We start from the raw sequence: 12,475 nt of genomic DNA, 5'->3' as shown, positions 1-12,475 counted from the left end.
GGTCCTATATGTTGGCTGTGTGAGCAACAAGGTCAACAAGAACGCCCTGCGCGCCGGAACGGTCACCGCCGGCGCGACGCTGATGATGCTCCTGTCGTCCCCCGCCTTCGCGCTCACCCGCGACGACGGCGACGACCCGGGCCCCGGCCTCAGCATCATCGAGACCCTCGGACTGTACGTCGCCGCACCGATCGTGCTCTTCCTGGTCATCGCCGGGCTGGTCATGGTGGGCGACAAGTCCCGCAAGAAGAGCAGCTGACGGCGGAGCCGGCAGCCGGAAAACTTCTCACAGCAGGGCGCCCCACGCCGGGGGCGCTCTGCTGCGTGCGTCGGACACCCTGCGCGGTCGCCGCCGGGTGCCGGTGCGTTCCCCCGCCGCCGGATGGCGGTGCGTTCTCCGCTTTCGCGTCGTGCGCGAGGCCACCCTTCGGCACTCGAACTCCCGTGCTTTAGGACAGAGTTGTCCGGCTTTGTCGACAGCTCTGTCACACGCGTGGGAGCCGTGATTCCGCGGGGAATCGCCGAACCATGACGCACAACGCTCCCCTCTCGCCCCGCCCCCTCAGCCACCTCCCCGAGGCCAACCGCAGCGTGATGACGGCACGCGCGCTGCGCGAGCACGGGGTCACCGCGGCCATGGCCCAGGAGCGCTGCCGCCCGGGAGGCCCCTGGCGCATGCTGCTGCCCGGCGTCTGCCTCCTCCATACCGGCGAGCCCACCAGCGACGAACGGCTGCGTGCCGCGCTGCTGTACGCGACGGACGCGACGGTCCCTCCACAGGCGGCCCCGGGCAGGTCCGCCGCGGGAACGGCCGCAGGACCGGCACCGGCACCGGAGGCGGCGACAGACCCGGTGACAAGCCCGGCGGCGGACGCCCCGTGTGCCGCACCGGGCGCCCCGTACGCCCCACCGGAGGCGGCACACGCCGCACCGGCCACCGCGTCCGACTCCGCGTCCGACTCCGCGTCCGACTCCGCGTCCGACTCCGCGTCCGACTCCGCGCTCGACGCGGCGACGGCCGTCACGCCGCCCGCCGCGCCCGGCACCACGCCTGGCACCGCGCCCGGCACGGGACTGCCCCGGGACGCGATGATCACGGGCCTCGCCGCGCTCGCCCTGCACCGCTTCACGGCCGCGCCCACCCTGCCGTCGCTCGACCGGATCGACGTACTCGTACCGCGCGGGCGCAGGCCCCGTTCGACCGGCTGCGCGCGGATCGTCAGGGCCCGGAACCTTCCCGAGCCCGAGGAGATCACCGGGCTGCCCGTCGCGCCCGTGCCCCGCGCGCTGGCCGACGCGGTACGGGCGCTGGGCGACGCCGACGCGCTCGTCGTACGGCGGCTGCTCACGGAGTCGGTACGCAGCGGCCACTGCGAGCCGCAGGCGGTGGTGCGCGAGCTGGCCAGGGCCAGGCTGCTGGGGCGGGCGCACGTGGTGGACGCCGTGGACAGCCTGCTGGCCGAGGGGCGCGCGCTGGCCGAGGGGCGGCTCTACGACATGGTGCTGCGCCACGATCTGCCCGACCCCTGCTGGAACGTCGAACTGCGGGTGCCGGGCGGCCCCCGGCTGGGCGTCGTCGACGCGTACTGGCCCGACCACTGCGTCGCCGTGGAGATCGACGCCCGCGCACCACGCGCCGGGGGCCCGGGGCCGGCCGACCCGGTTGATCCGGCGGGTCCGGTCGAAGCGGCCGGTCCGGTCGAGGCAGCCGAAGCGGCCGAGTCCGCGGAGTCCGCGGAGTCCGCCGAGGAGGCTGCCGTCTGGAGTGAGTACGCGCGCAGGCGCGACATCCTCGAACGCTTCGGTGTGACCGTCGTCCACGTCACCCCGCGCAAGCTCAGGGACGCGCTGGAGCAGCAGGCCACCGTGGTCCGCACGGCCCTGATGACCTCGGCGGAGCGCGAGCCCGCGGCGCGCCTCACCGTCCTGCCGCGCTGACCCCCCTCCACGTGCCGCTGTCACCGGGGGCACCTACGGTGGTCCGTATGACTGTGAACCGCGCTTTCGCCAGCGTTCTGGCCGACGCCGGCCGCATGGAGGAGACCCGTGACTTCTACGCCGCGCTGCTCGGCCTCAAGGCCGTCTTCGACAGCGACTGGTTCGTGAACCTCCAGGACCCTGACCTGCCCGTCAACGAGCTGGGGATCTGGCGCCGCGACCACGAACTGGTTCCCGGCGCCCACGCGGGGGCCGAGGGGCGGCACCAGGGCACCATTCTGACCTTCGTCGTGGACGACGTGAACGCCGCGCACCGCACAGCCGTCGAGCGGGGTTTCGACGTGGTGGAGGCCCCGCGTGACACGTTCTACGGGCAGCGCAGCATGCTCGTCCGCGACCCCAACGGGCAGCTCGTGGACGTCTCGACACCCGCCGCCGACCTCGCCTGAGCCGCGCGGCCCTGCCCCGTCACCCGCTGCTCGCCGCCCGGAGCAGAGCGCCCCGGAGCCGGGTACCCGCGCGACAGGCGCCCGTGTCAGGTGCCGCAGAACTCCGTGTCGACCAGGGGCCGTGTGTCGCCCGACCAGTCGCCGTTGATGTTGAACGCCGCGGTGTGCGTGCCGTCCTCGGTGGTGAAGGCGGAGGAGCGGGAGCCGTGGATGGTGCCCTCGTGGCCCCACACCGTGACGCCGCACGAGAGGGTGCGCCTGGTCAGGCCGAGGCCGTAGCGGTCGCCGTCAGGTACGGCGACCGAGGACTTCATCTCCTGGAGCTGCCGTGGGGGCAGCAGCCCGCCCGTGAGCAGCGCGCGGACGAAGCGCACGAGGTCATGGGTCGAGGAGATCATCTCGCCCGCCGGCCCGGCGAACGACGGGTTGAAAGCGGTGACATCGTGTACCTCCGCCTCGCGTTTGGGCACGAACAGCGTGGAATAGGCCCTTCCATGCTGGCCGGGTATGCGGGGCGAGGTGCCGGGGAGCGAGGTGTCGTGCAGCTTCAGGGCGCGGACGATACGGCGCTCGATCTCGTGCGCGTAGGAGTGCCCCGTGGCGCGCTCGATGATCATCCCGGCGAGAAGGTAATTGGTGTTGGAGTAGCTCCACTTGGTGCCCGGCGCGAAGAGCGGCGGCTGGGCGAGCGCGGCCCCGCTCAGTCCCTCGGGGGTGTGGGTGGTCCAGCGCCGGGTGAGGAAGCGTGTCGAGAAGTAGTCACGGCGCAGGACCGGGTCGGCGGTGTAGTTGGGGATTCCGCTGGTGTGACCCAGCAGTTGACGCACCGTGAGGGTGCGGGACGGACGGGACCGGTCGCCGATGCCCGCGCCGTACCGGCCCAGGGGTACGTCCGGCAGCCAGCGGCCCACCGGATCGTCGAGGCGCACCTTGCCCTCGGACTCCAGCTGGAGCAGCACGGTCGCCACGAACGGTTTGGTGAGGCTGCCGATGCGGAAGCGGTCCTGGGGCATGCGGGGCTGCAGCGTCCGCAGATCGGCCGTGCCCGAACTGCCGCTCCACACGCCGCCGCCGTCCTCGGCGTGGCCCAACACCCCTGGGGCGTGCCGTTCCTGGACGACGGCGTCCATCGCCTCGCGCGTGCGGGCGTGGCCGCGGTCCGCGGCGGCGGACGAGCCGACGGAGAGGGCGAGGGCGGTTGCTGTGGCGATCAGACCTGTGAGGACGGCACGCGGCAGGCGCATGGACCGTAACTTTAGTGATCACTCCTGCTGGAGTGCCAAACCGCGAGGATGACAAGGGCGCATCCGGCGAACTGGGTCACGGTGGGCCGTTCGCCAAGGAAAACGACACCGAGGCCGATGGCCAGCACCGGCTGGAGCAGCAGCAGCGCCGCGCTCGTCACGGGTGCCAGGCGGGCCAGCGCGGGTCCTATGAGGATGAGCGCGAACACCTGCCCGAACAGTGCCATGATCGCGAGCCAGCCCAACGGGCCCCAGCCGGGCGCCGGATCGATCCCCGTCCACAGCGAGCCGAGGATGCCGGAGGTCACCCCGGCGGCCAGCGTGGAGACGCATACGGGATGCACGGTGTGCGCGTGTCCCGCGCCGAGCCGGGTGAGGAAGAGGTAGCCGGCGAAGGCCACGCCTGCCACGGCGCCGTACAGGACGCCGGAGACCGGGCTGCTGCCCGGCTCGGGGCTGCCGAGCGCACCGCTGGCGAGGGCGACGCCGAGGACCATCACGGGCAGTGTGCGCCAGTAGCGCTTGCCGGGGCGGGTGCGCCCGAACAGGAGGGCCAGCAGCGGGAAGACGGCGATCTGGAGGTTCAGCAGCACCGTGGCGATGGACGAGCCGACGTCGTGGATGCTCTGCGCCCAGAAGACGAAGTCGATCCCGAGCAGCGCGCCGGCCGCGAGGTCCAGCATCTGGAAGCGGAACGGGCGCGGGCCGTATCTGCGCAGCTCCACCAGCGCGAAGGGCAGCAGCGCCAGCAGCGCGAGTACGCAGCGCAGGAAGGCCGCCGTGCCCGCGTCGACCCCCGACAGCTTCACGAACATCGCCGAGGCCGAGATGCAGGCGGAACCCATCACGGCCAGCGCGACGGGGCTGCGCTGTGTGCGGCTTTCGCGGTGTTCACGCTGCTGGTGCTGCCTGCTGCGTCCGCCGCGCGGGCCGCCCTCGCCGTTTCCGGGTCGTGCGTGTGGTGTGCCGTGTGCGGGTCCGCTGCCCGGCGGAACCGTCACCTTGCCGCCTGCCTCCGCTCCCTCTGTGGTCATGCCCGCCACTGTGCCTGCTGGCACTCACAAGCAAAAGCGACGATTTATGTCCGGTACTGATGAGCGCTGCTGTCGAGTTAACCTCTTTCGTGTGTTCAGCCTGGAGAGGCTCCGCGCCCTGGACGCGGTCGCCGTACACGGATCCCTCGCGCGCGCCGCGAGCGCCCTGCACATCACCCCGTCCGGCGTGTCCCAGCAACTCGCCAAGCTGGAGCGCGAGTCGGGGCACACGCTGCTGGAGCCGCACGGCAGGGGCGTCCGCCTCACCCACGCGGGGCGCGTCCTGGCCGGGCACGCGGCGCGTGTCGTCGGTCAGCTCGCTGAGGCCGAGTCCGATCTGGCCGACCTCGGCGACGAGATCCTCGGCCCCCTCCGACTGGGCGGGGTCGGCAGCTCCCTGCGTGCCCTGCTCCCCGACGTGCTGGCCGGGCTCACCCGGGCACATCCCCGGCTCACCGTCACGGTCGTGGACGGCGAGGCCGTCGACATGGTGCCCCTGCTGCTGCGCGGCGAGCTGGACCTGCTGCTCATCGAGAGCTGGCACAGTCGCCCCATGCCCCTGCCCGAGGGTCTGCATCTGAGGACCCTCGCCGTCGAGGACGTGCATGTGGCGCTCGCTGAGGACCACCCCCTCGCCGGGCGGCCCTGGCTGGACCTGTCCGAGCTGGACGGAGCCGTCTGGGCCAGCTGCCCGGCCGGCACCGAGCCGTACGAGGCGCTTGTCCAGGCGCTGCGCGTGCGCGGCCTGGAGCCGCAGGTGCGCTACACCGTGACCGAGTACGCCACCCAGCTCGCCTTCGTGGCCCGCGGTCTGACCGCGGCGCTGGTGCCGGAGATGGCGCAGCGCCTCTGCCCTCCCGGAGTGCGCTTCGTGCCCGTACGCCCCGCCCTGCGCCGGGAGGTGCGGGCCGCCTGGCGCGCGCACGCGGACAGCCCGTCCGTGCGCGCGTGCGTGGCGGCCCTCCTGGCGGACGTGGCGGACGGGTCGGACCCGAGGGGCGGGGCGGCCGGGCCGGACGCCGCCGGCTGAGTCATGGCTTGCGCAGCAGCAGTTCGGTGTTCCGGTCGGCGGACCCGCCCGCCAGGTCCTCGCGGGCGCCCGGCGCGTTGAAGGCCAGCTCCCTGTAGAGCGCGGCAAGCCCGGTCTGGGACAGGTCGGTGAAGTCGGTCGCGTGCGGAGCGGCCGACTCCAGGAGCGTGGTGAACAGCGAGAGCGTGCCGTCCTTGTTGTCCACCAGCTCGACCGCGCGCGCCAGTTGGGGGAAGTCGATGTGCGAGGCGGTGCTGATCTCCCAGAAGGTGCCGTGCGGGGTGACCCTGTTGCGGTGGCTGTGCCCGTTGACCCAGGCCACCGCGTGCGGGGTGCGGTCCAGCAGCTCCAGCAGACGGGCGCCGCCCTCGGGGGTCGTGGTGCTGGTGTGGTGGCTGAAGACGATCGCGTACGTGTCCTTCTCGCGCCGCAACTGGTCCTCCAGCCAGTCCAGTTGCGCGTCACCGATCCGGCCCACGTAGTGCCCGTCCCGGCGCGTGCTGTCCAGGCTGAAGCCCCTCACCTCGTCGGAGATCCGGAACGCGTAGTACAGCCGGTCGGCCGCGCCGCTGTCGGCGTGCTCCTCCGTGTACCCGTGCCCGGTCGGCCCCCGCCCCCGTACGGCGGGGTCGGACAGCGCCCGTACGTACTCCCGCGCGGTGAACGGCGCCCGTGCCGCGTCCGGTGTGACCTCGCGCATGTGGCGGCGCTGTGTGCGCAGCAGCTCCTCGAAGCGCACGCCCCTGGGGTCCAGGCCCTTCTGGACGGCGTGCCACAGGCGCGCTCCCGCGGCTTCGGGCAGGCGCATCAGCTTCTTGCCGCCCGTCGCGAAGTCCGCGAAGAAGCCGCCGGACGACCCCGCGGCGAAGCAGCCACCGGGCAGCAGATCGTGGTTGCCGATCGTCACGTACCAGGGCAGTGCGAGGCCCGGACTGGTCACCCGGCTGGTCGCCGCGCGCAAGTAGCCCTCCATACGGGGAAAGCCGACGGCCTTGTCGGTGTCGCGCAGATCCGAATCGGGCTGCCAGTAGTCGGCCATTCCGCTGTCCTGTACGCCCTCGTACAGTCGCGGGTCGCCCGTGTTCGGGGTGATGCGGCCTCCGCTCATCACGCGGAGGAACCAGTCGAGTTCGGCGCGGGAGTTGTTGTCGGTGTTGTCCCCCGTGGTCACCACACAGGCCAGCGGCGCACCTGTGGCGGGCCCTCCGGCGAGCGCGTTGACCCGCTCGACGAGGGAGACGGCGCCGGCCACGGACAGCGCCTCCTGCGGACGCCACGCGCTCGACGTCTGAGCACGCAGGTACTCGTAGCGCAACGGGTGCTGCACATCCACCAGATGCATGTCGGTGAACTGGACGAAGGCGGCCAGCGGTACCCGGCGTCCGGCACGGTGCCGCCCGGCGTCCGCCAGCTCCGTCCGCACCACGCGGGCCCAGCCGGGCCCCGTCACCAGTCGCCGGTACGGTCCGTCGCCCGAGGGCGTCGCCACCTGCGTGAGGGTGGTCCCGGAATCCGGCGGGCCCACCGTGGCCGGCCCGTGTGCGGCGACGCGCGGGGTCCTGGCCCGGACGCGCTCACGCGCCGGGGCACTGCGCGGAGCACCCACGAGGCCGAAGGCGGCGGCGGCACCCGCCGTACCGGCGAGCCCGAGCATCCTGCGGCGCCCGTACCACGTCCTCCCCGGAGGCGGGGGAGCGGCGGACTCACCGGCGGTGGACTCGGCGCCGGGCTCGGCGGTGGAGTCGGCGGGGGCTTCGAGGGAGCCTTCTGGGGAGCCCTCGGGTGAGGTGGGAGAGGCGGGGGAGTCGGGGAACAGCGAGCGGCAGCTGCGGGACATACGGTCTCCCGGGTGGGAACAGAGGGGCGGAGCCCCCTCCTCCCGAGTGCATTGGCAACCCGGATGACCCCTGCCTGAACAGCGCGGGAACGCCCGCCGCCGGGTGGCGCAACCGCGTGGAAGTATGGCTGCGACACAACACTTCGAGATCCGCGAGAGTGGGGAGATCACCACAGTGCCTGGCACAAATCTGACGCGCGAAGAGGCCCAGGAGCGGGCACGGCTGCTCAATGTGGACTCGTACGAGATCGAGCTGGATCTGAGCGGGGCACAGGACGGGGGCACTTTCCGGTCGGCCACCACGGTCCGCTTCGACGCGGCCGAGCCCGGTGACACGTTCATCGACCTCGTCGCGCCGACCGTGCGCGAGATCACACTCAACGGTGAGTCCCGTGACCCCGCCGTCGTCTTCGCCGACTCCCGCATCACCCTTGAAGGGCTTGTGGAGGGCCGCAACGAGCTGCGCGTCGTCGCCGACTGCGCCTACACCAACACGGGCGAGGGCCTGCACCGCTTCGTCGACCCCGTGGACGACCAGGCGTACCTCTACACGCAGTTCGAGGTCCCCGACGCGCGCCGCGTCTTCGCCAGCTTCGAGCAGCCCGACCTGAAGGCGGCCTTCCAGTTCACCGTGGAGGCACCCGAGGGCTGGACGGTGATCTCCAACTCCCCGAGCCCCGAGCCCAGCGACAACACCTGGCGCTTCGAGGCCACGCCCCGTATCTCCAGCTACATCACCGCGATCGTCGCGGGCCCGTACCACGCGGTGCACAGCAGCTGGGAGGGCGAGGGCCGCAGCGTGCCGCTGGGCATCTACTGCCGCCCCTCGCTCGCCGAGTACCTCGACGCCGACGCGATCTTCGCCGTCACCCGGCAGGGCTTCGACTGGTTCCAGGAGAAGTTCGACTACCCGTACCCCTTCGCGAAGTACGACCAGCTCTTCGTGCCCGAGTTCAACGCGGGCGCGATGGAGAACGCGGGCGCCGTCACCATCCGCGACCAGTACGTGTTCCGCTCCAAGGTCACCGAGGCCGCCTACGAGAGCCGCGCCGAGACCATCCTCCACGAGCTGGCCCACATGTGGTTCGGCGACCTGGTCACCATGGAGTGGTGGAACGACCTGTGGCTGAACGAGTCGTTCGCCACCTACACCTCCATCGCCTGCCAGGCGTACGCGCCGGGCAGCCGCTGGCCCGACGCCTTCACCAGCTTCGCCAACCAGATGAAGACCTGGGCCTACCGGCAGGACCAGCTCCCCTCCACCCACCCGATCATGGCCGACATCCGCGACCTGGACGACGTGCTGGTCAACTTCGACGGCATCACCTACGCCAAGGGCGCCTCCGTACTCAAGCAGCTCGTCGCCTACGTCGGCATGGAGGAGTTCTTCCAGGGCGTACGGGCCTACTTCAAGCGCCACGCCTGGGGCAACACCCGCCTCGAAGACCTCCTGGGCGCCCTGGAGGAGACCTCGGGCCGCGACCTGACGACCTGGTCGAAGGCGTGGCTGGAGACCGCGGGCATCAACACGCTGCGCCCCGAGATCACCACCGCTGACGACGGCACCCTCACCTCCCTCGCCGTCCGCCAGGAGGCCCCCGCGCTGCCGGCCGGGGCCAGGGGCGCACCCACACTGCGCCCGCACCGCCTGGGTGTCGGCTTCTACGACCTGGTCGACGGCAAGCTGCTGCGCACCGACACCGTCGAACTGGACGTGGACGGGGAACGGACAGAGGTGCCGCTGCCCGAGGGCCGCAAGCGCCCCGCCGTGCTGCTCCTGAACGACGGCGACCTCTCCTACGCCAAGGTCCGCCTCGACGCCGAGTCCCTCGCCACCGTCACCCAGCACCTCGGCGACTTCGCCGAGTCCCTGCCCCGCGCCCTGTGCTGGGCCTCCGCCTGGGACATGACCCGCGACGGCGAACTGCCCGCACGCGACTACCTCGACCTCGCCCTCTCCGGTGTCGGCAAGGAGTCGGACATCGGCGTCGTCCAGTCCGTCCAGCGGCAGGTCAAGCTCGCACTCGACCTGTACGCCGCGCCGGCCTGGCGCGAGACGGGGCTCACCCGCTGGGCCCAGGCCGCGCTCGACCACCTGCGCGCCGCGCACCCCGGCAGCGACCACCAGCTCGCCTGGGCCCGCACCGTCGCCGCCGCTGCCCGCACCGACGAACAGCTCGACCTGCTCGCGGGGCTGCTCGACGGCAGCCGGTCCGTCGAGGGCCTCACCATCGACACCGAGATGCGCTGGTCGCTCCTCCACCGGCTCGCCGCCGCCGGACGCGCGGGCGAGACGGAGATCGCCGCCGAACTGGAGAAGGACGCGACCTCGGCCGGCGAGCGGCACGCCGCCTCGGCCCGCGCCGCGCGCCCGACCCCCGAGGCCAAGGCCGAGGCGTGGACCGCCGTGGTGGAGAACGACACCCTGCCCAACGCCATCCAGGAGGCCGTCATCGGCGGCTTCCTCCAGACCGACCAGCGCGAGCTGCTCGCCCCGTACACCGAGCGGTACTTCGCCGTCGTCAAGGACGCGTGGGAGCAGCGCAGCCACGAGATGGCGCAGCAGATCGTCATCGGCCTCTACCCCACGCTCCAGGTCTCCCGCGCGACGCTGGAGGCCACCGACGCCTGGCTCGCCTCGGCCGAGCCCAGCGCGGCGCTGCGCCGCCTGGTCACCGAGTCGCGGGCCGGAGTGGAACGCGCACTGAACGCGCAGGCGGCCGACGAGGCGGCCGGCGCACGCTGAGCCGGTACGCGCGTGCGTCGGCCCCCCGGTCGGGAGCCGGGGGGCCGACGTATGGGTCAGGCATTGACGCCCGTCCTCGGAGAGGTACGGCCTGCGGGGAAGCGGGGAAGGAGGCCGTACCCGGGGGTCAGCCGAAGGTGGCACGCTCCATCAGAACGCTCGCCACACCGTTGGCCCACAGCTGTTCGACCCGTGAGCGCTCGGCCGCGTTCGGCCTGTCGTTGGTGCAGGAAGTGCCGGGTCCGCCACCCGACATCAGCTCGGAGCACGGGCCCGAGTAGTGGTCGGGCAGCCCAAGCACGTGCCCTGTCTCGTGCGCGACCACGCGGTTGGAGCTGTAGCGCTGGTTCTGCGCGTAGTCGAGGAAGATGTAGCCGCGTCCGTGTCCGTCGGTCGACGCGTACGAACCGCGCGGGTCGTTGCCCTCGCGGTAGTCGAAGGTCGCTCCGGCGCCCTCGGCGAGCTTGACGTTCTGGACCGACGAGTTCCAGACCGAGGTGCTGTTGGCTATCTGGCTGCGGAACGTCGGCGCGCTGCTCGCACGGTAGTTGACGGTCACCTGCTGGATGCCGGGCTTCTCCGCCTGCTTCTTCATCGCGGCCTTGACGACGGCCTTGAAGAACGCCTCGTTGTTCTTCTGGTTCTCGCCTGTGTAACCCTGCGTCGTGCTGCGGGGGGTGGTGTCGTGGCTGTCCGGCGCAGCCGTCGCCGGCACGGCACCGAGGCCCAGGCCCACGGTCAGGCCCAGGCCGACCGTCGCCGAAAGAGCCGCTCTGCGGTATCTCATGGGGGGTCTCCTCATGTTCCGAGGGACCGGCACCGCACAGGTTGTGGGAGTGGGGGGCGGTACCGGTCCCTCCGGACGGTTTCCTGCTGACGGAGAGTCTGTTCGAGACCGCGCGGCCCGTGATGATGCCAACTGGGGATAGGACGGCTCAATCCCCCGATGCCGCAGGGGCGTTCACACCCCGTAAGGCTGCCCCCGGGACATCTGGTGTGACGTGCGACGCCGCCGTTATGCTCCGGCCTGTGGAGCTCGAAGTGAGGCACCTTCGTGCACTGTGCGCGATCGCCGATACAGGCAGCGTGCACAAGGCGGCCCGCCAACTGGGCATGACGCAACCGTCCCTGACCACCCAGCTACGGCGCATCGAGCAGGCCATCGGTGGCCAGCTCTTCTCCCGCGAACGCACCGGAAGCAGGCCGACACTCCTGGGCCGCTCCGTACTCGCCCGCGCCCGCCCCATCGTCACGCAGATGACCGAACTCATAGCCGAGGCCAAGGACGCAGCCGGCCTCGGTGCCGCCGGGGGAGAGGCACGGCTACGCCTCGGCAGCACCGCCAGCAGGGCTGTACCCGGCTGGCTCCGCCGCCTCCACGCGCGGCTCCCGGAAGCCGACATCACCTTCCAGACCGACGTATCGGCCCACACCCTCCTGCGCATGGTCGCCGCCAACCAGCTCGACGCCGCCTACGTGCACGAGGTGGAGGGCTCACCCCTCCGTGTCCCCGAGGGCGTAGAACTCCGCGTACTCGTACACCGCGAACCCCAGTTCGTCGCCGTACCCGCCAGACACCCCGCAGCGACCTCCGGACGCGACGTGTGCCTCACCGAACTGGCCGACGAACAATGGATGGTCGACCCCAGCGTCGACGGCGACTGGGACGGCCTGCGCCGCGTCTTCACCCACGCGGGCGTGGCCCCCCGCATCGTCTACGGCGACTACATGTCCGCCGGCGACCTGGTGGCGGCCGGCGAAGTAGTCACCCCCTGCCAGGCCACCTCCCAACCCCGCCCCGGCATGGCCATCGTCCCCCTGCGCGGCGACCCCCTGGGCGTCCGCCTGGTCGTAGGCTTCCGCGCAGGCCGCACCCTGCTCCCCGAGAGCGACGCCGTCTTCCGCGACCTGCGCTCAGCCTACGAAGAGGTCGCCTGGTCCAGCCCCGTCTACGCCCACTGGCTAAGAGCCCACGAACACCCAGCCCTCCCAGTAGTCGCCTAAACCACCCCCACCCCCCATGTCGGCCTCGAACTAGCCCCCCTCGGACTTCTTACTCCAGGGCTTGGGCCGATACGGGCGGGGGAGTCCAGAGGGGGCGGAGCCCCTTTTGGCGGGGGGATTGCCGGGTGGGGGTCCCCCCGGACGGAGTCTGGGGGAGGAGCCCCCCGACGCCCGGCCGGCGAGGCCAACGGGG

10 protein-coding genes are annotated in these 12,475 nt (G+C 71.9%); 6 read left to right on the top strand and 4 right to left on the bottom strand.

The genetic code is table 11. The annotated features are described in order from the left end of the window. Positions 1–19 precede the first annotated feature (19 nt). From NMN56_RS32540 to NMN56_RS32530, 3 genes are all read left to right on the top strand, one after another. Positions 20–259 (top strand): hypothetical protein, encoded by a 240-nt coding sequence (locus NMN56_RS32540; RefSeq protein ID WP_274043937.1) that lies wholly within the window; start codon positions 20–22, stop codon positions 257–259. Between the two features lie 269 nt (positions 260–528). Next, positions 529–1,938, top strand: coding sequence for a hypothetical protein (locus NMN56_RS32535; protein WP_274043938.1), 1,410 nt, complete (start codon positions 529–531; stop codon positions 1,936–1,938). A 47-nt stretch (positions 1,939–1,985) separates the two neighbouring features. Continuing rightward, complete coding sequence (locus NMN56_RS32530) at positions 1,986–2,387, top strand: VOC family protein (protein ID WP_274043939.1); 402 nt, start codon at positions 1,986–1,988, stop codon at positions 2,385–2,387. 86 nt (positions 2,388–2,473) lie between these two features. On the opposite strand, the gene NMN56_RS32525 is transcribed toward NMN56_RS32530, so the two are convergent. After that, positions 2,474–3,631: a serine hydrolase domain-containing protein gene (locus tag NMN56_RS32525; protein WP_274043940.1), complete on the bottom strand. Its 1,158-nt coding sequence runs from the start codon at positions 3,629–3,631 to the stop codon at positions 2,474–2,476. Between the two features lie 11 nt (positions 3,632–3,642). Next, positions 3,643–4,665, bottom strand: coding sequence for a DMT family transporter (locus tag NMN56_RS32520; protein WP_274043941.1), 1,023 nt, complete (start codon positions 4,663–4,665; stop codon positions 3,643–3,645). Positions 4,666–4,756: 91 nt separating this feature from the next. Here NMN56_RS32520 and NMN56_RS32515 point away from each other — a divergent pair, with 91 nt between their 5' ends. Then, the gene (locus NMN56_RS32515) at positions 4,757–5,695 is read left to right on the top strand and encodes a LysR family transcriptional regulator (protein WP_274043943.1); all 939 of its coding nucleotides are present in this window, start codon (positions 4,757–4,759) and stop codon (positions 5,693–5,695) included. Position 5,696: 1 nt separating this feature from the next. Here NMN56_RS32515 and NMN56_RS32510 read toward each other — a convergent pair whose 3' ends face one another. After that, positions 5,697–7,349, bottom strand: coding sequence for a TIGR03767 family metallophosphoesterase (locus NMN56_RS32510; RefSeq protein ID WP_430542770.1), 1,653 nt, complete (start codon positions 7,347–7,349; stop codon positions 5,697–5,699). A gap of 358 nt (positions 7,350–7,707) precedes the next feature. Here NMN56_RS32510 and pepN point away from each other — a divergent pair, with 358 nt between their 5' ends. Continuing rightward, positions 7,708–10,278 (top strand): aminopeptidase N, encoded by a 2,571-nt coding sequence (gene pepN, locus NMN56_RS32505; protein WP_283742531.1) that lies wholly within the window; start codon positions 7,708–7,710, stop codon positions 10,276–10,278. 127 nt (positions 10,279–10,405) lie between these two features. Here pepN and snpA read toward each other — a convergent pair whose 3' ends face one another. Next, a complete protein-coding gene (gene snpA, locus NMN56_RS32500; RefSeq protein WP_274043945.1) occupies positions 10,406–11,065 on the bottom strand; it encodes a snapalysin in 660 nt (219 codons plus the stop codon). 230 nt (positions 11,066–11,295) lie between these two features. Here snpA and NMN56_RS32495 point away from each other — a divergent pair, with 230 nt between their 5' ends. After that, positions 11,296–12,282 (top strand): LysR family transcriptional regulator, encoded by a 987-nt coding sequence (locus tag NMN56_RS32495; RefSeq protein ID WP_274043946.1) that lies wholly within the window; start codon positions 11,296–11,298, stop codon positions 12,280–12,282. Positions 12,283–12,475: the final 193 nt, after the last annotated feature.

This window comes from Streptomyces iconiensis, assembly GCF_028657195.3.
Classification (GTDB): Bacteria; Actinomycetota; Actinomycetes; order Streptomycetales; family Streptomycetaceae; genus Streptomyces; species Streptomyces iconiensis.
Note: the sequence above shows the minus strand (reverse complement) of the source record. Positions and strands in the feature narration are given on the sequence as shown.